This is a genomic window from Streptomyces sp. NPDC051576, from assembly GCF_040681835.1.
Classification (GTDB): Bacteria; Actinomycetota; Actinomycetes; order Streptomycetales; family Streptomycetaceae; genus Streptomyces.
This window is the reverse complement of the sequence record NZ_JBFAZO010000003.1, coordinates 145,855-167,366: the sequence shown is the minus strand read 5'-3', so window position 1 is coordinate 167,366 and position 21,512 is coordinate 145,855. Positions and strand designations below refer to the sequence as shown.

Sequence of the window (21,512 nt, the reverse complement as noted above, 5' to 3'; positions counted from 1 at the left end):
TGTGGTCTCGGCGACGGGGCCGGGGAGGGTGGGCGGTTTGGCGGCGGAGGCGGTCAGAGGTGGAGGGCGGGGCGGTGGGTGCGCAGCCAGTGGTCCAGGTCCAGGACGAGTTCCAGTCCCTCGCGGGGGAAGCGGTCCGCGCCGGTGGCATCCAGCAGCAGGCTGTGTACGGCAGCAACGTCCAGCAGGTCGGTGGCAGGACCGGACTCGGCCAGGAGGCGGTCGACTTGTGCGGTCAGGGCCGCGCGGTAGGCGGGGTCGCGGACCATGGGGTACGGGCTCTTGCTGCGGGTCAGGACCGGTTCGGGCAGCAGGTCGGTAACGGCGGCACGCAGCAGGCTCTTCTCGCGGCCGTCAAAGGTCTTCATGTCCCAGGGGGTGTTGAAGACGTACTCGACGAGGCGGTGGTCCAGGAACGGCACCCGCACCTCCAGGCCCACGCCCATACTGAGGCGGTCCGCACGGTCCAGCAGGCAGGGCAGGAACCGGGTCAGGTTGAGGTAGCTGTCGCGGCGCAGCGCGGCTTCCGCGGGCGCGGTTCCGGGCAGGTGCTTGATCTCGGCGCACGCAGCGTGGTGGAGTTCGGCGCGGTATGCGGGCAGGTCCAGAGCGGCAGCCAGCGCCGGCTCCAGCAGCCGGGTCAGATCCGCGCGGTCCAGCACGCCCTCCCAGGGAAAGGACTCTGCCGCCGCGGCCTGAGGGGTGAACCAGCGGTATCCGCCGAAGAGTTCATCCGCCCCGTCCCCGGCCAGGGTGACCGGGAAGTCCTCGCGCACCGCGCGGTACAGCTGGAGCAGCGAGGTGTCGAAGTCCCCGAGCGTCAGCCCATCGCGCAGCCAGCCGACCTGGGCGCGCCGGTCCGGATCGGCAAGCAGATCCGCGTCCAGTTGGACCCGGCGGTGTGAGCTACCCAGATGGCGCACCATCAACTCGGCGTAGGGGCCGTCCGGGTCGCGCCCCATGGTGTCCCGGTCGGATGCCTGACTGCCGAGGTCCACCGACAGGGTGTGCAGTGTCCCGGCCGCGGGGCGGGCCAGTGCGGCGATCGCGCTGGAGTCCAGACCACCGGACAACAAGACGCTTACCGGCACGTCGGCCGACAACTGCCCAGCGACAGCCTCCTGAAGCAACTCCCGCACTCGCGCCACCGTGGCGGGCAGGTCATCGCGGTGCTCGACCGGGGACAGTGACCAGTAGCGGCAGGTGCGCACACTCTTGGGGGTTACGGTGACCACCGTGCCCGGCGCGACCTCGTTCAGTCCCGCGAAGGCGCTGTGCCCGGGTGTTTTGATCATTGGGTGGGCGGACAGCAGCAGTTCCCGCAGCCCGTCCAGGTCCAGGCGTGCGGTCATCGCCGGGTGTGCCAACACCGCCTTGGGCTCGGAGCCGAACACCACGGCGTCGCCGATGCGCGCGTAACACAGGGGTTTGATCCCGAACCGGTCCCGCACCAGCGTCAGCCGCCTGGGGCCCGGCTCCCACGCGGCGTAGGCGAACATGCCCTCCAGACGGGCCGGGGCTCCCTCGCCCCAGGCATCGATGGCGTGCAGGACGACCTCGCTGTCGCTGCGGGTGGTGAACCGGTGCCCGGCCGCGGTCAGTTCCGACCGCAGCTGGGCGTGGTTGTAGACCTCGCCGGTGAAAGCCACCGCCAGTACCGTGCGCCCGCCCCGAGCCAGGACCAGGGGCTGCCGACCGCCGACCAGGTCCACGACGGCCAGCCGGGTGTGCCCCACACCTGCCGCCCCCTCAGCCCATACGCCAGAGGCGTCCGGCCCCCGGCACGCCAGGGTCTCGGTCATCTCCTTGAGCGAGGTGTCTTCGGTGCCGTCGGGCACATGCCCCGCGAAACCGGCATAGCCGACCAGCCCACACATCGTCGAAGCTCCCCCGGCCCCAGCGCGGGGGCGTGTCGCACGATCCGGATCCAGGACCTCCTCCCACACCGCGGCCACCGCACGCGAAAGGTGAAGACCCGGTGCCGGACACGGCACGCCGGCCACCACTACAGAAACGATCAAGCCGCGTCCGGGTCACCCCCTCACACAGCGAACTGCCCGGACGAATGCCCATCTCGCTCGATCTGGCTTTCCCCAACGGATCGGGCCAGATCATCCGAGATCGGACCGAGGTCGAGCGAGACGGGACAGTGCGGATTGTTGGGCGAATCATTAGTTCGTGTCCTTCGACAGCGAAGTTGGTCGTGTGCAGCGCGCTGACCTGCGTCGACTGGATTGGGTGTCAACATTGCGGTCGGTAGCGTGGATCATCGTGTTGGACGGGATGTTGGATGCGGATGGTGCACGACATTTGCCGTGTGCTGGCTCTGTGTGCTGCCCACGTGTCGACGTCAGCCGTTGGGTCGGCGGGCACGCAGGGCGGCCCAGTGGCGTAGCCGTTCGCTGACCTGGGATTCGTAGCCGTTGCGGGTGGGCTGGTAGTACGTCTCGCGGTCCACGCCGTCGGGGAAGTAGTCGGCGCCGGAGAAGCCTTCGGCGGTGTCGGGGTCGTACTGGTAGTCCTTGCCGTAGCCGATGTCTTTCATCAGCCGGGTCGGGGCGTTGAGGATGTGGGCGGGTGGCATGAGTGAGCCGGTGCGGCGGGCGGCGCGGTGTGCGGCGTCGAAGCCGCGGTAGACGCTGATGGACTTGGGGGCGGTGGCGAGGTAGACGACGGCCTGGGCGATCGCCAGCTCGCCCTCGGGGGAGCCGAGTCGCTCGTACACGTCCCAGGCGGCGAGCGTCTGCTGGACGGCGTGCGGGTCGGCGATGCCGATGTCCTCGTTGGCGAAGCGGACCAGGCGGCGGGCGATGAACAGGGGGTCCTCGCCGCCGTCGAGCATGCGGGCGAGCCAGTACAGGGCCGCGTCCGGGTCGGAGCCGCGCATCGACTTGTGGAGCGCGGAGATCAGGTTGTAGTGGCCTTCCTGCGCCTTGTCGTACAGCGGGGCGCGCTGCTGGATGTGGTGGGCGAGCGCGGCGGTGTCCAGGGGGGTGCCGGGGTCCGGGAGGGTCTGGAGCTGTTCGGCGATGTTGAGGAGGTAGCGGCCGTCGCCGTCGGCCATGGCGATCAGGGCGCTGCGGGCGTCGTCGTCCAGGGGCAGCCGGTGGCCGGTGAGGTGTTCGGCGCGGTCCAGGAGTGTGGACAGGGCGGCTTCGTCGAGGCGTTTGAGGACGAGGACCTGCGTGCGGGAGAGCAGAGCGCCGTTGAGTTCGAAGCTCGGGTTCTCCGTGGTGGCGCCGATCAGCGTGACCGTGCCGTCCTCGACGTAGGGGAGGAAGCTGTCCTGCTGGGCACGGTTGAAGCGGTGGATCTCGTCGACGAACAGCAGGGTGCCCTGGCCGATGCCGCGGCGGCTTCGTGCGGCGGCGAAGACCTTGCGCAGATCGGCCACGCCGGAGAAAGTGGCCGACACCGGTTCGAAGGCGAGGTTGCCGCCGTCCGCGAGGAGCCGGGCGATGGTCGTTTTCCCGACGCCGGGCGGGCCCCACAGGATGGCGGAGCCGAGGCGCTGCTGGGCGACCATGCGGCCCAGCGGGGCGTCCGGGGCAAGAAGGTGGTCCTGCCCGACGACGTCGTCCAGCCGGGTGGGACGCAGGCGGTCGGCGAGTGGCCGGCCGGGCTCCTCGTCGAAGAGCGGCAGGGTCGGTTCCATCGGTCTCTCGGATCTCAGGCGGGGGTGTGCGGACGTGGCGAGCCTTGCACGGGGCACTGACAGGCGTGGGATCAGCGGCTCGTGGGCGTGCTTGGGGTGCTCATCGAGTACGGGGGCGGTCGCGTTGCGGCAGCCGCTCGACGGCCAGGTCGTAGGAATCCTCGACCGCTTCGGTGACCAGCCGCTCGGTGATGCCGAGTCCCGGCCCCAGGGAGATCCAGTGCCGTTTGTCGATGTAGCGGCCCGGTGTGATCGAGGCGTGGCCGTGCACGTGCGCGTGGGCGTGTTCGGGTTCGCACTTGACCGTGATGATCTGTTCGTCCGGGTCGTCGGTGACGATCAGGAACACCTTGCCCGCGACCTTGTACACGTCCAGGTGCTCGGTGAACGGGTAACCGTGGCCCGTCCCGGGCAGCGCGAGCGCCGCCTGGCGGGCGGTGTCCTGGAGCCGGTCACCGGCCGCGCTCACCGGGACGCCCGCGTTCCGGTGCCGTAAATGCGCGGGTCGACGGGTCGCTCGGCCCTGGGCAGGTGGGCGACGACGAGCAGGTAGGAGTCGGTGACGAGCTCCCTGACGAGTTCCCTGTCGACGCCGTCCCCGCTCTCCACCGTGATCCAGTGCTTCTTGTTCATGTGGTAGCCGGGAGTGATGTGGCTGTACTGCTCCCGCAGGGCCTGGGCTTCGCCGGGGTCCGCCTTGAGGATCACGACGGGACGCCCGGGGACCTCGGTCATCAGCATGAACACCTTGCCTCGCACCTTGAATACCTCCCAGTCGGGGCCGAAGGGATGCTCCAGCGCCGTTCCGGGGAGTTCCTCCGCGCAGTCGGCGGCGGTCGTGTGCAGGTCCGTTCCATTCATGGGCGGTGGGCCTCCTCGTGGGGTGCCGGAGCGCGGTGGCGAAGGGCACGCCGCGCGGTCGCGGCGGCACGTCCCATCCTTCCGTCGAAGCCGACAAGGAGGGCGGTAGGCTGCGGACACGTGATGGTCGGCAAGCGACACCCCAGCCCGAGCGGACAGGCCGGGCCGGCCGCGGTCCCGCTGTACGGTTTTCAGCCCCCGGTCGGCACTCCGTACGGCCTTGAGGTGAGTACGGTCGAGGATTTCTTCGCCCAGCACGACGACTGGCCGTGGAACCCGCCCCGTCCGGGCCGTGCCACCTTCCACTACCTCATCGCGGTCACCGAGGGTGAACTGCGGCATGACGTCGACCATGTCACGCACACCGTCGCCCCCGGCCAGTGGCTATGGGTGCGTCCCGGGCACGCGCAGTGCTGGCATCCGCCCGACGCGGCCCGCGGCCAATTCATCCTGTTCGAACCGAATGTGCTGCGGCCCGACCTCGCCCGCCTGCTGGCTCCGATCACCGCGCACGGGGCCCCTGCCGTACTGAGCCCGCACCCCGACGACGCCGCCTGGCTCCGGCAGACGGCACTCCAGCTCCTGGACGAACACCGCGCACTCGGGCGCCGACCCCTCGACGTCCACCACGCCCTGCGGCGCAGCCTGCTCGAATCGCTGCTGCTGCGCCTGGCCAATTCCCCGGGCATCCTCCCCGTCGGCACGGCTACGGCCGGCACGGGCCGTGCCGACAGGTACGGGCGCTTCCTGGACGTCTTGGAGCTGCATTTCCGTGAGCTGCACCAGGCCGCGGACTACGCCGAGTTGCTCGGCTGCTCGGTCCGTACCCTCAGCCGCGCCGCCCGGGACGCCACCGGCAAAGGGGTGCGTGAACTCATCGACGAGCGGCGCCTCCTCGAAGCCCGGCGCCTGCTGGGAGGTGCCCGGTGGGATGCCCGGGCGGTGGCCGTCCACCTCGGCTTCACTGACCCCGCGAACTTCGGCCGCTTCTTCCGCGACCGCACCGGTCTCACCCCGGCCGCCTACGCGGCCCGCGACACGACCCACCCGTGACGGCGGCCGGGCGCCGGATGTTCGTGCGGCGGGACCGGTGGTCGATTCGCGGGTCCCTCGCGGGTCCCTCGCGGGGTCAGACCCAGTTGGGGGCATGCTCTTCGGCGTAGCGGGCGCCGAATCCGCCGGCCGGGAGGATCTCGCGGATCGCGGCGAGGTCGGCCTCGGTGAGGGCGACGTCGGCGGCGAGGGCGTTCTCTTCCATGCGGGCGGCGCTGCGGGTGCCCGGGATCGGGACGATGTGCTCGCCCTGGGCGAGCAGCCAGGCCAGCGCGAGCTGGGAGACGGTGATGCCCCTGGCGGTGGCCAGCCGGCCGAGTCGGTCCACGGCTTCGACGTTCTTCTCGAAGTTGCCGGGCTGCCAGCGCGGGTCGAAGTTGCGCATGTCGGTGGCGTCGTACTGTCCCGCGGGCTTCGCGGTACCGGTGATGAAGCCGCGGCCCAGGGGCGAGTAGGGGACGAAGCCGATGCCGAGCTCCTTCAGGACCGGGAAGAGCTGCTCGACGTCGCGCTCGAAGAGCGAGTACTCGGTCTGCAGGACCGAGACCGGCTGGACGGCGTGCGCCTTGCGGATGGTCTGCGGGCCGGCCTCGCTGAGGCCGAAGTACTTCACCTTGCCCGCGTCGATGAGCTCCTTGACGGTGCCCGCGACGTCCTCGATCGGTACGTGCGGGTCGACGCGGTGCTGGTAGAGGACGTCGATCTGGTCGACGCCCAGGTAGCGCAGGCTGTTGTCGGTGACCGTGCGGATGTTGTCCGGGCGGCTGTTGAGGCCAAAGTCAAAGCCAGAGCCCCCGGTCTGCGCAAAGCCGAACTTGGTGGCCAGGACCACCTCGTCGCGGAAGTCCTTCACCGCCTTGCCGAGCAGAACTTCGTTGTTGCCCGTGCCCCAGCCGTAGAGCTCGGCGGTGTCGAAGAAGGTGACGCCCAGGTCGTGGGCGCGGCGGACGGCGGCGATGCCGGCCTCCTCGTCACCGGGGCCGTAGGCCATGGTCAGGCCCATCGCGCCGTAGCCGATCGCCGAGACGGTCAGGCCCTGGGTGCCCAGTGTCCTTTGGTGCATGTGGATCTCCTCTTATCAAACCAAACAGTTCGGTTCCGAGCCTACGCCGATCACCGTCCGGCGGCAAACCAAACGGTTTGGTCGGGTGGTGTGGGTGCTTGAGCCCCGCAACCCGCGCAGACCCGGCCTGGGTCGCACGGCCTGCCCTGCTGCCGGGACCGCGAGGGCCGCAGCACGTTTCAGACGGCGCGCCGAGCTGCCCCTGGAGACGGTCAGTCGGCGAGGACGACGACATGCTTGCCCGGCGTGGTGCCGGACTCGACGTCGGCCTGGGCGTCACGGACCTGTTCCAGGCCGTGGTAGACCTTCGCGACCGGGACTTTCAGTCGCCCTTCGGCGATGGCCTGGAGCTGGTGGGCGAAGACCTCTGCCGGGAGGTCGGCGGCCTCGCCCGTGTAGCTGGTCAGCCGCACCCCGCTGGGGATCATGAACGGGGTGAAGTCGGGGATCGTCCACTGGCCTGCCAGGGCTCCGGTGAAGCAGACGGTGCCGTGGCGGCGGACGGTGCGGAGGGTGTCGGCGAGGACCGAGCAGCCCACCAGTTCCAGTGCGGCGTCGACGCCGTCCGGCAGCAGCGCGCGCACCTGGTCGGCGAGGGTGCCGTCGTCGACGAGGGGATGGTCGACGCCCGCGGCCCGCAGTTCCCCGGCCCGCTCCGGGCTGCGGGTCGTGGACAGCACAGTGGCCCCAAGATCCTTCGCGAGCGTGGCCGCGCTCAGCCCGACTGTTGAGGTGCCGCCGCGGATCAGCAGCGTCTGCCCCGCCTGCAGACCGAGGCCGGTGGCGAGGGAGCCGTACGCGGTCTGGAACATCTCCGGCAGGCCGCCGACAACACCCCAGGGCAGGTCGGAGGTGAAAGGGATCACCTGGCCGGCCGGGACGGTGACGTATTCGGCGTACGCTCCGTCGAAGGTGCGGCCCATCCCGCCCATCATGGTCGCCGCCTGCTGCCCCGGCCGCAGCCCGCTGTCCTCGTCGGCCTCATCGACCACGCCGACGCCCTCGATACCGGGGATACGCGGGTAGGTGACCTCCGCATCCGACTCGCCCTTGCGGGTGCTGACTTCGGACTCGTTGACGCCGAACGCCTTCACCCTGATCCGCACCCAGCCGGGCTTGCGTACGGGCACCGGCACATCCTTGATCTCCAGCGAGTCGAGGCCGCCGGGCCGGGTGACGACGACGGCCCGCATGGTCGCCGGTGCGGCGCCGTCGGCTGTTCTCGGTTGGCTCATATCGAATTCCTCACGCTGTTCCGCCCCTCTGGGCGCGCAGTTCCGCATCGCCCGACGGCCGTCAGGGGCGGTCGATGCCCTCCCACAGGTCGAGTGCCTGCCGGTAGTGGGCGCCGGCCTCGAAGGGAGGGTTGCCGACGCTCTCCGCGGTGGGCCGGTCCGTGACGGCGGGCCACAGACGGGACTGCTCGCCGGTGACGAAGTCGAGCACGATGTCGCGGATACGCGTGTCACGCTCTGCCTGTTCGGCGCTGCGGCCCGGCTTCTCCTGGCCGACCAGGGCGTACATCTCGCTGCCGTGCACGGCGGGCGCGCCCTCGGCGGGCCCGACCAGAAGGAGATGGGCGTTGCCGCCCGCGGCGGCGTGGGCCAGAGCACCGCGGACTGCGGGGAGCCCGAAGATGTAGTCCGTCAGGAGCGCGGCGCGCACCTCGGCCGGGCTGCGGCCGCCCTGGTCGTAACCATCGACGACCTTCTCGGCGCGGGAGCGGGGAATCCGCCATCCCGCGACCTCGTCGACGATGCGGTCGACGGTGTGCGGGTCGAACCGGTCGAGGTCGTTCGCCACCCACCAGCCCATGTCGTCGCTGGCCATGCTCAGCAGGACATCGACATCGCGCTGCGCGCCCGAGGCGAGGACATCCATGGGATGGGCGTGCAGCACCGCGCCCGGCTGCCCGATGTCCAGAACCACGCCGAGACTCTTGCTGTCCATCCCGCCGCGGACCCCGAGGTCCGTCGGGGTGACCTTGTGCAGGGCGGCCACCAGGGCGGATGTGTCGAGGTCGATCAGCTTCTCAGGGTTGTCCGCGATGCCGAGTTCGGTGACGAACCGGTGCGCGAGCTCCTCGGCCCACCAGGCCGGCTGGAGACGCGAGGGCCCGGCGGAGAATCCGGCCAGGCGCCGGTAGAGGCCGTCGGCGGAGGAGGCGCCGAGCAGCCCGAAGGTGGAATAGGCGCCGCCGCTGTGGCCGTAGACGGTGACATTGTCCGGGTCGCCGCCGAAGTGGGCGATGTTCGCCTTGATCCAGGTGAGCGCGGCGATGACGTCCTGCAGGCAGAGGTTGCTGGCCTCGGCGAGCCGTCCGCCGTACTGCGAGAGCGAGACCGCGCCCAGTGCGCCGAGCCGGTAGTTGACCGATACGCCCACCACCCGCCCCGACGCGGCGAGACCGGCGGCGTTCGAGGTGATCTGCGTGTTCGCGCCGAACTCGAATCCGCCGCCGTGGATGTACACGGCTACCGGAAGCGCCTCCCCGGCCGGCTGCTCAGTAGCCCACACGTTCAGGTTCAGGCAGTCCTCACCCATCCCGCTGTCGGCTTCGAGCCAGTCGCCGCTGTCGGGCTGGACAGCGACGACGCCCTTACGGTCGTAGGCGCGGTCCGGATCGAAGTCCGCCAGTACGGGGCGGCGGTATCGCTCGGCAGTCGCGTACGGGATTCCCCACCAGGACCGCACCCCTGGTGCGGTCGGGGCCTTGGGAGCGGTGGCGGTCATAACGGTCCTTCCGGCGCGGTCCGGGTGTTCGCGCGGTATATCGCAGCTGATTGCTGCGGTGACGCGCTCCCATCGTTCCCCGGCATCCGACACATCGCCCGGTGGACAGCGGCCACCCGATGGTCACCAGGTGACACTTCGCCGCTCCTCCACTTCGCCATCCGCGGCTCCTGCGGCTCTCCCGCCCCGGATGCGCAGCCGGATCCCGGCTGGGCGCTTGCCTCTCCGGATCAGCCTGGGCCCGCGGCCTGGGCGGAGTACGTCCGGTCATCTCCGACAGCCACACCAGACGCGTGGCCGCGATCCGTATGGCGGCGAGATGCCCCGAAAGAAAAGAAGCGACCGGTCCGGTTCCCGCTGCCTGACGGGTTCAGCTCGTACGGGGGAACAGGCGCTCGACGGCGGTCACCAGGGCTGCGCGGCGTGCGTCGGCGGAGGTGTTCGTGGCGTACTCGGCCGCGGCGGCGGCGATCTCCGGCTGGCCCGCCCAGGTGGTGGCGATCTGATTGATCAGCGCGAGGACGTCGACCGGATCCCAGCCCGGATCGAGCAGCCCGGTGCGCTGTGCGTCGCGGAGCTGGTCGATCTTGCGGGCGATGGTGGTCTGCAGGGGGCGGGCGGCATCGGGACCGGAGTCGGGCAGCTCCAGGCGGCCCCAGGTGATCAGGCGGTAGTGCTCCGGGTGGGCCGTGAAATGGTCGAAGAGGATGCCGGCGTAACCGGGCAGGTCGGCGGTGTCGAGTTGGGTGGCCTCGACGAGCGCGGTCAGTTCCTGCTCAGCGACGTGCTGGTAGAGGGCCTCTTTGCTGCTGAAGTAGGCATAGACCCGTTCCTTGCTGGTGCGGGCCTGCTTGGCGAGGCGATCCACGCGGGCGCCGGCGATCCCGTACCGGGCGAACTCCTCCTTGGCCGCGGTGATGATCCGCTGCCGGGTGTCGGCGGGTGCGCCGGCGGCAGTGGCGTCCGGGGTCTTACTGGAGGCGGTGGAACGAGGCATAGGAACACCATACGCGGCCGAACTGTTCGGTTTGGTGGGCGTTCGTTCAGGATCAGTCGGGGCTGGGGAGCGAACCCGCTGCAGACGGTCCTGCCCGGACCGGGGTCACGACGCGGAAGCTGCCCGCCCCGAAGCTGGGCGAGGAGCGGTGGAGCCAGTTGCTCACCTTCACCGTCAGCGGACGTAGCAGCGTGGTCAAGCAGACGGCTGTCCGCCCCGGGACGGTGGTCGTGGTGCTCTCCGGCTCGTCCGCGCTGGTCGATGCGCTTGTGGAGAAGGCACTCGACAGAGCCCGTGCCGGGCGCTGAGTTGCTATCCGCGCTTCTTGTACACGCCGCTGGCGGCCCACGGGGTGGGCCGCCAGCGGCGTGTGGTCGGTCAGTTCTCGTCGTGCTCGGCGAGGTACTCCAGTGTGTCCTGCGCGGTGACGATCTTGACCACGCGTTCGTACTCCGCGTGGTCCTCGGCGGTCATGATGGCGACGGCGTCGCTGACCATGGAGCCCTTGGGAAGCTGGGCGAAGTACTTCATGAGCAGCTCGACGAAGGCGTCCTTCAGCGCGTCGAGTTCACGCTCCCATTCGTCCTCAAGCCGTATCTGCGCCTTCGCGGCGGCTATTTCTGCCGGAGTCATGGTGGAGAGCAGCTCGTGCTCGGTGGCGGTGAACGGACGTCCGTCGCGGTGGTAGCAGCGCGACGGGTCGTCGTGGCGGTCGAAGTCCAAGTCGGTGAGGAGGAGGACGACTTCGGGGCGGACGGTGGAGGAGGGCATGGGCGGTTCCTTGTGCGGCTTCGTGAGTTCGTCGTGTGCTGGTGAGTGGTTCGGGGGCGGGGGCGGCAGGTGGTGCTCGGGGCATGGCGTGCATGTGCCTTCGGCGAGGCGGCGTGGGTCAGAAGGGCGGACTCTCTTCGTGCGGGGCCGTTGGTCGGGGGCCGGCGGTGGGTGCGAGACGCGTTCGGCCGCTGCTTGGTGGGGGTGCGTGCTCACCGCGGCCGGTGAGTGCGGGGTGGCGGCGGCGCGGATGCGGTGGGTGTCGTGGCGGTGGTCCGCCCTGTGGACGGGACGTGGGGGCTGCGGGCTTGTGCGGCTCGTGTCTGGGGGCTGGGTGCGTGCCGGTTGCCTAGGCGTTGGATGCGCCAGGTGAGGGTTCTGGCCGGTGAGACGGCGTCGTCCAACGCGCGTTGCCCTGCTGTGTGGTGGAGGAGTTCGGCCGGGTCGTGCCCGGCTGCCTCGGCGGCGGCGAGGGTGGCGGCCAGGGACTCCCAGCCGGATTCGGCGAGAATCTGCTCGGCGTAGGCGGGAACCGCGTCGCGTACGTGCTGCGCGTACCGGCGGACGGTGCTGGCCGGAGGCGTGCGGGCGGCCACAGTGGCCAGAGCCTCGGGGGCTGTCTGGTCGTAGGCGGTCCGGAGGTGGACCAGGGCCTGGCGGGCGGCGGCGACCTGCCGGTCATGGTGGTGTAGTGCATTGCGGCGGTGTACGGCGGTGACGACGAGGATGGCGGCGTCCAGGAGCATCGCCAGGCCGGTGCCGTCGGCGGGGTGGTGGCGCATCGCGTTGATCGCGCCGCGCAGGGCGCGGGCGTGCTGGTGGTCGACGCGGGCACGGGTGTGGGCGGCGTGCTCGAAGGCGACGGCGGCCCGGTGGAGTTCGGCCTTCAGGTGGGCGGGGACGTGGAGGGGCAGGGCGTAGAGGACCTCGCCGAAGGCGACCAGGTGGGCCTGAGCGACATCGGCCGAGCTGTGGCCGATGTGGTGGCGGATGCGCTCGGTGGCCATGGCTGCCTGGTGCCATGGGTTGGGGCGGCGCCCGGCCGGCGGGGTTTTGACGGCGGGGACTTCTGCGGCGGCGAGGCGCTGCTGGATCTGCGGGAGGGAGAGGTCGGTGGCGAGGCTGGAGCCGGAGTAGAAGACGGGCTCGCCGTCGTCGTTGGTGTCGCCGGGCAGGGCGACTTTGTAGCCCTGCAGGTCGCCGGAGGGCAGGGTCCTGGTTTCCACCTGGAGGCCGGCGTCGGCGAGCAGGTTGAAGAACTCCTCCAGGTCTTCGGCGTGGGCGAGCGCCGTGCGGACGGTGTGGCGCAGTTCCTCGCGCACCGTCTTGGTGCGGCCGGTGCGTGTGGCCTTCTCCTGCTCGGCGCGGGTGGGGCGCTTCGCCGCCGCAGTGCCAGCGGCGGCTTCGGGGCCGCGCGCAACCCGGGTGAGGCCGAAGTCCTTCTCGATCGCCGCGAGTTCGGTCATGGCGCGGCGGTAGTCGTTCCAGTTCCTTGGCGGGCGCAGGTCGCCGCGGACTTTGGTGGCGACGATGTGGATGTGGTCGTCCGCGTGGCGCACGGCCACCCATCGGCAGCCGTCCGGGTCGCCCTCGGGCGCGATGCCGGTCGCGTGCACCATGCGTCTGGCGATCGTCGTCCACTCGGCGTCGGTCAGGATGCGGTCTTCGGGTGCGGCGCGCACCGAGCAGTGCCACACGTGCCCCTCGGGTGCCTTGTCGCCGGCCTGCCTGACCCGCAGATCTAGCGCCTTGGTGAGCTGGGCGAGCCGCTGCTTGTGCCCGGGGCTGTCCCACGGTCCGGGGTCAGGAATGAAGTCGTCCCAGGAGGCGACGATGTGCTGGTCGGTGTGTTCGTTGGCGTTGCCCCTATCGAAGAGGTACACCAGCACGCCGCGGGTGTGGCTGCCCGGCTTGACGATGTTCGCGATCACCTCAGGCCGCCCACTTCTGCCCGGCTGCCCGGAAGGCGGCGTCGTCGATCGCCCGGACCGTGTCGTGGGCGGTGGCGAGCAGGCGCTCCGCCCGCAGAAGGATCGCGGCGTCCACAGGGTGTGGATCGCCACCCGTGTTGAGGCGGCGGGCGATCTGGTTGACGTTGTTGCCGATCCGGGCGATCTGCGCCCGCTGGGCGGCGAGCTCGTCGACCGCATCGTCGTAGATCGTGCGAGGCGCGGCGACGGTGATCTCACCGCGGACGCGGGCCATGGTGGCGTCGGCGATGTAGCGGGCCATGGTCACGTGCTCGGCTTTCGCCGCCGACTGGATGTCGTGCTTCTCGTGCGGGGCGAAGCGGGCGGTGACGTGCTCGGAACGCTGGGCGTCGAGGTTCGCGCGGCGGTACGGCGCACGCTGCGTGGCCCCCGCGACGAGAGCGGTCGACTGGTCGCCAGCCCCCACCCGCTCCTGCTCCGGCACGCCCTCGTGCCGGAGCTGCTCCTCCGCCACCCCCGGGGCGGAGGAGTTCGCGATGGACCGGCCTATGGACGGTCCATCGCCATTGCTTGCTGCGCAGTTCAGGCCGGTGACCATCTCCTTCTGAGGGGTGGGGAGTTCGCGGTGCGGGTCGTGCATGGGGTGGTTCTCCGTGGGGTGTTGGTGTCGGGGCTTCGCGGTGCGCGGCCCCCGTACCCCTGCGCTGGTCGGAGCGGGGGGAGCCGGAAGGGCGGGGCGATCGGCGCGTTCGCGGGGATCAGGCGTCAGGTGGTGCCGGCGGGGGCTGTGTCGATTCCGTCGGGAGGCTCGACCTCGGTGCCGTCGTGCGCGGTGCGCTCGGCCTGCAACTGGTCGCGCAGGGTGCGGGCGCGGGTCTGGCCGATCCGCAGTTCGCCGCGCAGACGCGTGGCTGTAAGCCGGTCGTCGCTCCAGTCGGCGGTTAGGAGTCGGGCCTTGTCGAGGACTTCGGCGTCGGTGCGGTTGTGGTTGCGGTCGCCGGTCGACCTCGCGTTCGCGGGGACCCGACCAGTCGCCCGACGTGGGACGGCTCCGGTCGACTCAACCGCGGTGGCCGACCGAGGCGATCGGCGAGCGGGGGTCGACTCGTCGGCCTTGGTCGAACTCGGCGTAGGCCCTTCGGCGACCTTCACGGGGGTCGGCTCGGTCGGCTGCTGGTTGGCTGGTTCGGACTGGTCAGACCCCGACCGTGTGGCCCGCTCGTCGGCCCGCTGACTCACCGACTCAGTAGAGGCCGCTTCGGCAGAGTCAGCCGACTCTGGGTTGTGATGCAGCACCTTCGCCACGAGGTCCGACCCGAAGTAGATCGACCCGACCGGGAGAGAGGTCGCCAGCAGCACAAGGGCCCAGTTCGTCGGCCCCCAGGCGGTCAGTCGGCCCCGATGGACCGGCGCGGTGTGCAGAGCCGGGAGAAGGCCGTGCACGTAGTTCAGCACGAGGCTGGCGATCGTGTAGGTCGCCAGGACGCGCAGTGCGAACCTTCGGTCGGGACCGGTCAGCGCGAGCGTGGCGACCAGCGCGAGGGCCATCAGCCCGTCGACAACGATCGGGTAGAGCAGGGCGGCGGTGGAGTCGGCGCCGATGGTGCGGGCCACGTCGGACAGCGCGTTCCATGAGACCCGGAAGGCCATCAGTACGACGGCCATCAGGCCGATGACCAGGATGATGCGTCCCGCGCGGCTCACGTGACGACGCCCAGCGGGTGCGAGTGCTCGGTGGCTGGGGCGAGCGGGAGCAGGGCGATGCCGGCGAATGCCGCGTATGGCTGCCGGGGCGCGCGGGGCAGGGGAGTGCAAGGGGCGGCTCCTGGTGGGGAATTGACGAGTGTGGGGGTGGGGGTGAGCCGCGTTCACGGCGAGGGCGTACACGCGGGGCCCCCTTCTAAAGGGGGCCCCGCGCGTGATCGCCTGGGCGCGTGTACGGCGTGGACGCTCGCGTGATCGCTTGACCTGCGGTTTTACGGCGAGCGTGTGCGCTGTGAGCGGTTCACGGCGGCGTTTGTGCGCAGGTGCCGCGTGTACGGTCGCGTGATCGCTTCGCGTGGGCCGAGAGGGGGTTCAGCCGACGGCGGTGAGATGGCGCGAGGAGGCGTAGTAGCGGGTCTGTTGCCCGCCTCCGGCTCCTCCGGCGACGCCGTCCGCCTTGGTGGCCAGGCCACTGTCGACGAGGCGGGCCAGGTGGCGGCGTGCCTTCTCCACGTCGGCGCGGTCGGGGTCGCCTCCGCCGACCAGGACGGCTGCCAGCTCTCGGGCGGTCAGCCCGCCTGGAGCGTTGCGGAGCAGAATGGCGGGGTCCTTGGTGGGGTCGACCGTGGTGGTGCCGCGCACGTGGTCGTGAGTGACGTCCAGCGGGCCGATCTCCCCGGTGGGGGTCTTGAGGTGGTGCAGGGTGACGGCGGGGTCGCCGGCCTTGCCGGTGACGAACAGGACGCTGCCTGCGCCGGAGACGTACCAGGTGGAGCCGTAGACCTGGTCCAGGCTGGGGCGTTGGCCGCGCGGGGCGTCGGCGGTGGCCTTGCGCTGGTGGTGCAGTTCCAGGATCTCCACGCCGCCTCGCAGGGCGCGGTTGCGGGCGTTGTGGAAGGCGACCGCGAGGCTGTCGTCGACCATCGTGCTGACGGCGTCCTTGAGGCTGTCGATCACGATGGTGTCAGCCCGGTGGGCGGCGGCGAGATCGGTGAGGAGGTCGGGCTCCTTGTCCAGGCTGGCGGGCAGTGGGCCCTGCCAGACGACGAGCCGGTCGCGCAGGATCTTCTCGTCGGTGCCGAAGACCCGGCGGCGCATGGCCTTGGCGATCTGCGTGGGGCGGTCCATGGCCAGGTAGAGCACCCGCCTGCTGGGGGCGACCGGCATCTCCAGGACCGTCTCCGACAGACCGAGGCGGGCGAAGACCACCTGATGGGCCAGAGTGGTCTTGCCGACCCCGGGAGCACCGACGATCATCAGGCTCTCGCCAGAGGCCCAGACGGTCTTTTCACGCGTACCCCACAGGGGCTCGGTGTCGGCGCCGGTCTCCGTGACGAAGGTCCACCCGTCGGTGGCGAAGCGGTTCAGACGGCCCTGACCGGAGGCGAGTGCCCGCTCGCGCTCGGCCCGCATCTCCGCTTCGACCTCGCTGCGGATCGCCTCGGGGTCGGCACCCGGCTCCTGCGCGCGCTGGACGGTTCGTATCGCGGAGGCGAGCAGGCGGCGGAGGTTGGCCTTCTCACGGACGATCTCCGCGTGGTGCTCCGCGCCTCCGGTGCCGTAGTGCACGTCGGCGAGCTGGTGCAAGTAGGCACGGTCACCGACACGCTGTAGGTCCCCTTGCTGCTGGAGCAGCTCGGTGAGGACGATGGGGTCGGTCGGCTTGTCCTCGCGGTGCTGGGTGAGCAGCGCGTGCCAGATGGTCTCGTGCGCCGGCCGGTAGAACGCGTCCTCGCCCAGGATCGGCCGGACCGTGTCGATGACGCTGCTGTCGTGCATGCAGGCGCCGAGCACCGCGCACTCGGCGTCCAGGTTGTAAGGAGCCTGCGCGGACTCCTCCGGAGACGGGGCGGGGCCGTATCCGAAGTGCGATGGCATCTCCTGCATGTGACCCGTACTCTGGGTCAATAGGACTCCTCTCCCGGCAGGCCACATGGAGCGCCAACTCCGGCCACCGGTCCAGATCGTTCGTGGTTGGGCGGTTGTGAGGGTTTCCGCTTCGCCCCCGGTGTTCCAGCACCGGGGGTTTCTGCTTGTCCAGCCGCGTTCACCGCCGGACGCCATAAGTCTACCCCAGGCATTCGGGAAACATCTAGTTGCATTCGGCTTCCAAATGCTGTTAACTAGTTCACCCTGGGCCAGTGCCGTCCGGCCAGGCCCGTACGACGAGGGGAGAGGAGGTGGACATGGCCCCCGGCAAGGGAGACGACGCAGTCGGTGCGAGCTCGCGGCCCCCGGTCGAGGACAACATCGCCGAGCGCGTGAAGCTGGAGCGCGAGGCGCGCGGCTGGAGCTCGGTCACCCTGGCCGAGAAGATGGCCGAGGCCGGCCACCCCGTCGGCCAGTCGGCGATCTGGCGCATCGAGAGCGGCAAGCCGCGCCGCCGGGTCAACACCGATGAGGCGCTCGGCTTCTGCAAGGTCTTCGACATGACCCTCGACGAACTGGCCAGCCCACCGGGGCAGATGGCCAACCCGATCATCCGTCGGCTGGTCGGCGAGTACGTCGAGCTGTGGAAGGAATGGCGTTCCCTCGGCAAGTCCATGGACGCGATCCAGGATCAGCTCCGGGAGTACACCAAGGCCAACCCGGACCAGGACACCATGGTCCGCAACCTGCTCGCCCACGAACTGGACGCGGCTTCCAACGGCGACTTCCACCGCCACAAGGGAGCACGCTCCCGGCTGATCCGCTGGCTCGGCGACGCCTTCAACCCGTCGGCCGCCGCCGGCGCTGACATCGACGAGTAACCAACTGCCGCCGGGCCCTCGGTGCTGGAACACCCAGGGCCCACCGCAGCGGCACTTTCGCGCGCCTGCGCAACCGCCCAACCACCACCCACACCATCACGACCGGTCCGACCGGAGTTGGCGCTCCGTACGTGACCGGGTGAGGAGCCCTCTTGCCCGAGTTCCCCCTGCCCGTGACCCAGATCGCCCAGCTGCTCGGCATTCCCGAGGGCGCCCTGCGCGCCCTGATGCCCCAGCGGGATGACGTATCCGGTGACCCCACGCTCGTCGGGCTCACCGTCGAGGAGGCCGCCCGCCGCCTCGGCATCGGCCGGACGAAGATGTACGAGTACGTCTCGTCCGGCGAGATCCGCTCCGTCAAGATCGGCAGTCTGCGCCGTATACCCGCCGAGGCAGTCGGAGAATTCCTAGCCCGCCGCTATCGGACCACGGACTTCGGCACCGCGGCCTGAGCGGGGCGCGCATGACACAGCCGAAGAAGCCCCGCACGTCCCGGCAGCCCAACGGCGCCTCCACCATCTACCTCGGCAAGGACGGCCGTTGGCACGGCCGTGTCACCGTCGGCGTCAAGGACGACGGCAGTCCGGACCGACGGCACGTCGGTCGCAAGACCCGTGCCGAGGTCACCAAAGTCGTACGCGAGCTGGAACGCCAGCGCGACGCCGGCAGCGTCCGAAAGGCCGGACAGCACTGGACGGTGGAGATCTGGCTCACGCACTGGGTGGAGAACATCGCCGCGCCGAGCGTCGGCGAGTACACGATCGACGGCTACCGAGTCGCCGTGTACCGCCACCTCATCCCCGGCCTGGGAGCCCATCGCCTGGAGAAGCTCGAACCCGAGCACATCGAGCGGCTCTACAAGAAGATGCGGGAGGCCGGCAGCGCCGCCGGCACCGCACACCAGGCCCACCGCACCCTAAACACCTCCCTCAACGAGGCAGTGCGGCGGCGGCACATCACCCTCAACCCCGTCTCGATCGCCAAGGCGCCGAAGCTGGAGGAAGAGGAGGTCGAGCCGTACACGGTCGAGGAGGTCCAGCGCCTCCTGCTGGAAGCCGAGAAGCACCGCAACACCGCCCGGTGGGTCATCGCCATCGCGCTCGGCCTGCGCCAGGGCGAGGTCCTCGGCCTCAAGTGGGAGGACGTCCATTTCGATGTCGGTGTGATCCGTGTACGGCAGAGCCGTTTGCGGCCACGCTACAAGCACGGCTGCGGTAACCGGTGCGGCCGTAAGCCCGGTTACTGCCCGCAGAAGACCAACACCCGCAAGGAGACCAAGGGGACGAAGTCCAAGGCGGGCAAGCGCCCGATCGGTGTCCCCGAGGAACTCCTGAAGCTGCTCCGGCTGCACAAGGAGGAGCAGGCCCGCGAGCGGGTCCTCGCCCGTGACCTGTGGGTGGAGAAGGGGTACGTGTTCACCTCGCCGACCGGCGAGCCACTGAACCCGAACACCGACTACCACCGGTGGAAGGATCTGTTGAAGGCTGCCGGCGTTCGCGACGGCCGCCTTCACGACGCCCGCCACACAGCCGCGACCGTCCTCCTCATCCTCGGCGTCCCCGACGCAGTGGTGGACCGGATCATGGGCTGGGAGCCTGGCAACTCCGCCCGGATGCGGCGCCGTTACCAGCACCTGACCGGTCGGGTGCTGAGGGATACGGCCGCGAAGGTCGGCGGACTGCTGTGGCCTATGACCCTCGGTGGAGGGGAGGAGATCAGCGGCGAGGCCGACGCGCCCGGCGGGGTGATGGTGCATGTCGCTCGCCTCGGCGAGTACCTCATCCCCTTCCTCGACCGTGGGCACGCCGACTTCCTCGTGGAACGCTGGCGCTCCGAACGCCCGGGGCAGATGGCCGAGGTCGAGGAGTGGGACCGGTGGAAGTGGGAGCGGGAGGGGCCCGGTGGCCTCAGCGCTGTCCGTGATCGCCTTCCCGACCGTCGTGTCGTCCACCATGCTCATGCCGCCTTCCTGCCCGGCGGCGAGCGGGAGCCGACTGTTCGTCCGGATCCGTGGTCCGTGGACGTCTGGGAGTTCGAGACGCTCCTGTACACCGACCAGGTGGTGCGTTGGAGCACCCTTCGCCGGCCCGGAGGAGAGATCGACGTCCGGGCGAGCGGCACGGACGAAGGAGCCGTGACGGCGGCCTTCGCGGCAGCTTGCGCACAGGCCGCAGATCGCGCGAAGGATCCGGACAAGTACGGCGACAGCGATGAGCGGTAGCCCGAGATGAGCTGGGTGGGCTGTACCGGAAACGGTGCAGCCCACTGGCCGTTACGGGGGCGTTGACGTCCCGTCGGTGTCGTGCCGTGGGCGGATCGGGGTCCCTCCGATCGCGAAGAAGGCTGCCGTGGCCGAGGCCGACGCCAGCCCCGCGAACAGGCCGGGGTAGCCGCCGAGCGGTCCGGCCAGCGCGGCGCCCGCGAACGGTGCCAGGGCAGAGGCGATGGTGGCAGGGGCTGCCAACAAGCCTGACAGGCGTCCGTAGTGGGTCGTTCCCCAGCGGTCTGTGACTGCGGTCGCTTGGAGCAGGGTGAGGTTGCCGCGCACCATGCCGGCCACGATCGCGATGCCCACGAGCAGGGGGAAGGGGCCGGAGACCGTCGCGAACGCGGTCGTGGTGATCCCGCCGAGCATGATCAGGGTGACGGTGCGGGTGGTGACGCCGGTGCGGCGGGCGAGGGTCGCGTACAGGGTGCGGCCGAGGGTCTGGCCTGCGCCGCCCAGGCCGAGAGCCCAGGCGGCGGCCGTGGGGCTGGCGCCGCGCGCGATCAGCAAGGGGACCAAGGCGATGACGACGGCGTACATGGCGAAGCTGTTCAGGGTGAGCGCCGCGGCCAGCATCAGGAACGGACGGCTGCGGGTCACCGAGACGGTGTCGGTGGCCCGTTGAGGCGGTGGCGCTGGGGCGGGTGGCCAAGGTCCTCGTAGCGCGAGGGCATGGGCGGGGATGGTGACGAGGGCCAGGAGCATCGCGAGGATGGCGTAGGTGGTACGCCAGCTCAGGTGCTCGGCGAGCGCGGCGGTCAGCGGTGCGAAGGCGGTGGATGCCAGGCCGCCGGCGAGTGTGACGATGGTGAGCGCGCGGATGCGGTCGCTTCCCCACCAGCGGGTGAGAGCGGCGAAGGCGGGCTGGTAGAAGGTCGCGGCCATGGCCGTACCAGCCAGGAGCCAGGCGGCGGAGAACGCGATCAGGTTCGGTGCGGAGGCGATGGCCAGCACTGCTACGACGCCCAGGACGGAGCCGGTGGTCATCACGGCGCGAGGTCCTCGCCGGTCGAGGATCCGGCCGACCGGGATGCCGGTGGCGGCGGAGACCAGGAGTCCGCCCGAGAAGGCCGCGGTGGTGGCTGTGGACGGCCAGCCCGTGGAGGAGGTGATCTGCGGATTGAGGACCGGGAAGGCGTAGTAGACGATGCCCCAGCTGGTGATCTGCGTGGCGCACCAGGCGGGCAGCGCGGCGCGAGGACGTGACCGGTCCCCCGTGCCGGTCACGGCCTCGCTGGTGTGAAGGTCGGTCATCGGCCGGTCAGCAACAGCCGCCCGCAGCGACCGGTTCCTTCGAGCCGGTGTCGGATTCGGCCGGGCCGGTGCAGCAGGTGCTGCCCTGCTGCTTGGCCAGGGAGTCGGCGTCGGCCTTGACGACGTACACCTCCCAGGGTTCCTGGCCGGGGCCGTGGACCCAGACCTTGTCTTGGAGGGCGTAGCAGCAGGTGGTGTCGTTCTCCACGTCGGTGGCCAGGCCCGCCTCGCCCAGGCGGGCGGTCGCGGCGTGGACCGCATCAGTGCTGTCGACCTCGACGCCGAGGTGGTCCATGCGCGTCGTCTCGCCCGCTGTGCCTTCGATCAGGACGAGCTTGAGTGGGGGCTCGGCGATGGCGAAGTTGGCGTAGCCGTCGCGGAGTTTGGCGGGCTCGGTGCCGAAAAGCTTGCTGTAGAAGGCGATGGACGCGTCGAGATCCGGTACGCGGAGGGCGAGTTGTACGCGAGACATGG

The 21,512-nt window shown here is 70.4% G+C and carries 20 protein-coding genes; 5 read left to right on the top strand and 15 right to left on the bottom strand.

All coding sequences use genetic code 11. The annotated features are described in order from the left end of the window. Positions 1-53: 53 nt before the first annotated feature. From asnB to AB0M63_RS10485, 4 genes are all read right to left on the bottom strand, one after another. Entirely contained in the window at positions 54-1,877 is a 1,824-nt protein-coding gene (gene asnB, locus AB0M63_RS10500; protein WP_366019107.1) for an asparagine synthase (glutamine-hydrolyzing), read from the bottom strand. Positions 1,878-2,350: 473 nt separating this feature from the next. Continuing rightward, complete coding sequence (locus AB0M63_RS10495) at positions 2,351-3,655, bottom strand: replication-associated recombination protein A (protein ID WP_366019106.1); 1,305 nt, start codon at positions 3,653-3,655, stop codon at positions 2,351-2,353. A gap of 100 nt (positions 3,656-3,755) precedes the next feature. Continuing rightward, positions 3,756-4,124: an MmcQ/YjbR family DNA-binding protein gene (locus AB0M63_RS10490; protein ID WP_366019105.1), complete on the bottom strand. Its 369-nt coding sequence runs from the start codon at positions 4,122-4,124 to the stop codon at positions 3,756-3,758. Next, complete coding sequence (locus AB0M63_RS10485) at positions 4,121-4,516, bottom strand: MmcQ/YjbR family DNA-binding protein (protein ID WP_366019104.1); 396 nt, start codon at positions 4,514-4,516, stop codon at positions 4,121-4,123. The genes AB0M63_RS10490 and AB0M63_RS10485 overlap by 4 nt, the downstream gene beginning before the upstream one ends. A 120-nt stretch (positions 4,517-4,636) precedes the next feature. On the opposite strand from AB0M63_RS10485, the gene AB0M63_RS10480 reads away from it, so the two are divergent. Next, positions 4,637-5,569 carry an AraC family transcriptional regulator gene (locus AB0M63_RS10480; RefSeq protein WP_366019103.1) on the top strand — a complete coding sequence of 311 codons (933 nt, stop codon included), beginning with the start codon at positions 4,637-4,639 and terminating at the stop codon, positions 5,567-5,569. Positions 5,570-5,645: 76 nt separating this feature from the next. Here the strand turns inward: AB0M63_RS10480 and AB0M63_RS10475 are convergent, their stop codons facing one another. The 4 genes from AB0M63_RS10475 to AB0M63_RS10460 all read right to left on the bottom strand — a co-directional run bounded on the left by AB0M63_RS10475 (position 5,646) and on the right by AB0M63_RS10460 (position 10,362). Next, positions 5,646-6,632, bottom strand: coding sequence for an aldo/keto reductase (locus AB0M63_RS10475; RefSeq protein ID WP_366019102.1), 987 nt, complete (start codon positions 6,630-6,632; stop codon positions 5,646-5,648). A 212-nt stretch (positions 6,633-6,844) separates the two neighbouring features. After that, a complete protein-coding gene (locus AB0M63_RS10470; RefSeq protein WP_366019470.1) occupies positions 6,845-7,825 on the bottom strand; it encodes a zinc-binding dehydrogenase in 981 nt (326 codons plus the stop codon). 103 nt (positions 7,826-7,928) lie between these two features. After that, positions 7,929-9,365, bottom strand: coding sequence for a carboxylesterase family protein (locus tag AB0M63_RS10465; RefSeq protein ID WP_366019101.1), 1,437 nt, complete (start codon positions 9,363-9,365; stop codon positions 7,929-7,931). A 370-nt stretch (positions 9,366-9,735) separates the two neighbouring features. Next, positions 9,736-10,362: a TetR family transcriptional regulator gene (locus AB0M63_RS10460; protein WP_366019100.1), complete on the bottom strand. Its 627-nt coding sequence runs from the start codon at positions 10,360-10,362 to the stop codon at positions 9,736-9,738. 158 nt (positions 10,363-10,520) lie between these two features. On the opposite strand from AB0M63_RS10460, the gene AB0M63_RS10455 reads away from it, so the two are divergent. Beyond that, a complete protein-coding gene (locus AB0M63_RS10455; RefSeq protein ID WP_366019099.1) occupies positions 10,521-10,670 on the top strand; it encodes a hypothetical protein in 150 nt (49 codons plus the stop codon). A 70-nt stretch (positions 10,671-10,740) separates the two neighbouring features. Here the strand turns inward: AB0M63_RS10455 and AB0M63_RS10450 are convergent, their stop codons facing one another. The 5 genes from AB0M63_RS10450 to AB0M63_RS10430 form a co-directional block, all read right to left on the bottom strand. Further along, positions 10,741-11,133 (bottom strand): hypothetical protein, encoded by a 393-nt coding sequence (locus AB0M63_RS10450; protein WP_366019098.1) that lies wholly within the window; start codon positions 11,131-11,133, stop codon positions 10,741-10,743. A gap of 212 nt (positions 11,134-11,345) precedes the next feature. Then, entirely contained in the window at positions 11,346-13,064 is a 1,719-nt protein-coding gene (locus AB0M63_RS10445) for a relaxase/mobilization nuclease domain-containing protein (protein WP_366019097.1), read from the bottom strand. A 1-nt stretch (position 13,065) separates the two neighbouring features. Continuing rightward, positions 13,066-13,704 (bottom strand): MobC family plasmid mobilization relaxosome protein, encoded by a 639-nt coding sequence (locus tag AB0M63_RS10440; RefSeq protein WP_366019096.1) that lies wholly within the window; start codon positions 13,702-13,704, stop codon positions 13,066-13,068. Positions 13,705-13,829: 125 nt separating this feature from the next. Next, entirely contained in the window at positions 13,830-14,768 is a 939-nt protein-coding gene (locus tag AB0M63_RS10435) for a DUF2637 domain-containing protein (protein WP_366019095.1), read from the bottom strand. Positions 14,769-15,140: 372 nt separating this feature from the next. Next, the gene (locus AB0M63_RS10430) at positions 15,141-16,646 is read right to left on the bottom strand and encodes a DnaB-like helicase N-terminal domain-containing protein (RefSeq protein WP_366019469.1); all 1,506 of its coding nucleotides are present in this window, start codon (positions 16,644-16,646) and stop codon (positions 15,141-15,143) included. Between the two features lie 308 nt (positions 16,647-16,954). On the opposite strand from AB0M63_RS10430, the gene AB0M63_RS10425 reads away from it, so the two are divergent. The 3 genes from AB0M63_RS10425 (at position 16,955) to AB0M63_RS10415 (ending at position 19,739) form a co-directional block, all read left to right on the top strand. Next, positions 16,955-17,518, top strand: coding sequence for a helix-turn-helix transcriptional regulator (locus tag AB0M63_RS10425; protein WP_366019094.1), 564 nt, complete (start codon positions 16,955-16,957; stop codon positions 17,516-17,518). 152 nt (positions 17,519-17,670) lie between these two features. Then, positions 17,671-17,970, top strand: a complete 300-nt coding sequence (locus tag AB0M63_RS10420) for a helix-turn-helix domain-containing protein (protein WP_366019093.1) — start codon at positions 17,671-17,673, stop codon at positions 17,968-17,970. Between the two features lie 11 nt (positions 17,971-17,981). Further along, on the top strand, positions 17,982-19,739 hold the full coding sequence (locus tag AB0M63_RS10415; RefSeq protein WP_366019092.1) for a tyrosine-type recombinase/integrase: 1,758 nt from the start codon (positions 17,982-17,984) through the stop codon (positions 19,737-19,739). 51 nt (positions 19,740-19,790) lie between these two features. Here the strand turns inward: AB0M63_RS10415 and AB0M63_RS10410 are convergent, their stop codons facing one another. After that, on the bottom strand, positions 19,791-21,038 hold the full coding sequence (locus AB0M63_RS10410; RefSeq protein WP_366019091.1) for an MFS transporter: 1,248 nt from the start codon (positions 21,036-21,038) through the stop codon (positions 19,791-19,793). Positions 21,039-21,045: 7 nt separating this feature from the next. Further along, positions 21,046-21,510 (bottom strand): ArsI/CadI family heavy metal resistance metalloenzyme, encoded by a 465-nt coding sequence (locus AB0M63_RS10405; RefSeq protein ID WP_366019090.1) that lies wholly within the window; start codon positions 21,508-21,510, stop codon positions 21,046-21,048. Positions 21,511-21,512 lie beyond the last annotated feature (2 nt).

Bases quoted from the DNA above. Each gene is read 5' to 3' on its own strand.
- AB0M63_RS10440 (WP_366019096.1), bottom strand. From the start codon at position 13,704: ATGCACGACCCGCACCGCGAACTCCCCACCCCTCAGAAGGAGATGGTC.
- AB0M63_RS10415 (WP_366019092.1), top strand. From the start codon at position 17,982: ATGACACAGCCGAAGAAGCCCCGCACGTCCCGGCAGCCCAACGGCGCC.
- AB0M63_RS10425 (WP_366019094.1), top strand. From the start codon at position 16,955: ATGGCCCCCGGCAAGGGAGACGACGCAGTCGGTGCGAGCTCGCGGCCC.
- AB0M63_RS10450 (WP_366019098.1), bottom strand. From the start codon at position 11,133: ATGCCCTCCTCCACCGTCCGCCCCGAAGTCGTCCTCCTCCTCACCGAC.
- AB0M63_RS10475 (WP_366019102.1), bottom strand. From the start codon at position 6,632: ATGCACCAAAGGACACTGGGCACCCAGGGCCTGACCGTCTCGGCGATC.
- AB0M63_RS10470 (WP_366019470.1), bottom strand. From the start codon at position 7,825: ATGCGGGCCGTCGTCGTCACCCGGCCCGGCGGCCTCGACTCGCTGGAG.
- AB0M63_RS10495 (WP_366019106.1), bottom strand. From the start codon at position 3,655: ATGGAACCGACCCTGCCGCTCTTCGACGAGGAGCCCGGCCGGCCACTC.
- AB0M63_RS10485 (WP_366019104.1), bottom strand. From the start codon at position 4,516: ATGAATGGAACGGACCTGCACACGACCGCCGCCGACTGCGCGGAGGAA.
- AB0M63_RS10410 (WP_366019091.1), bottom strand. From the start codon at position 21,038: ATGACCGACCTTCACACCAGCGAGGCCGTGACCGGCACGGGGGACCGG.
- AB0M63_RS10430 (WP_366019469.1), bottom strand. From the start codon at position 16,646: ATGCCATCGCACTTCGGATACGGCCCCGCCCCGTCTCCGGAGGAGTCC.
- AB0M63_RS10405 (WP_366019090.1), bottom strand. From the start codon at position 21,510: ATGTCTCGCGTACAACTCGCCCTCCGCGTACCGGATCTCGACGCGTCC.
- AB0M63_RS10465 (WP_366019101.1), bottom strand. From the start codon at position 9,365: ATGACCGCCACCGCTCCCAAGGCCCCGACCGCACCAGGGGTGCGGTCC.
- AB0M63_RS10460 (WP_366019100.1), bottom strand. From the start codon at position 10,362: ATGCCTCGTTCCACCGCCTCCAGTAAGACCCCGGACGCCACTGCCGCC.
- asnB (WP_366019107.1), bottom strand. From the start codon at position 1,877: ATGTGTGGGCTGGTCGGCTATGCCGGTTTCGCGGGGCATGTGCCCGAC.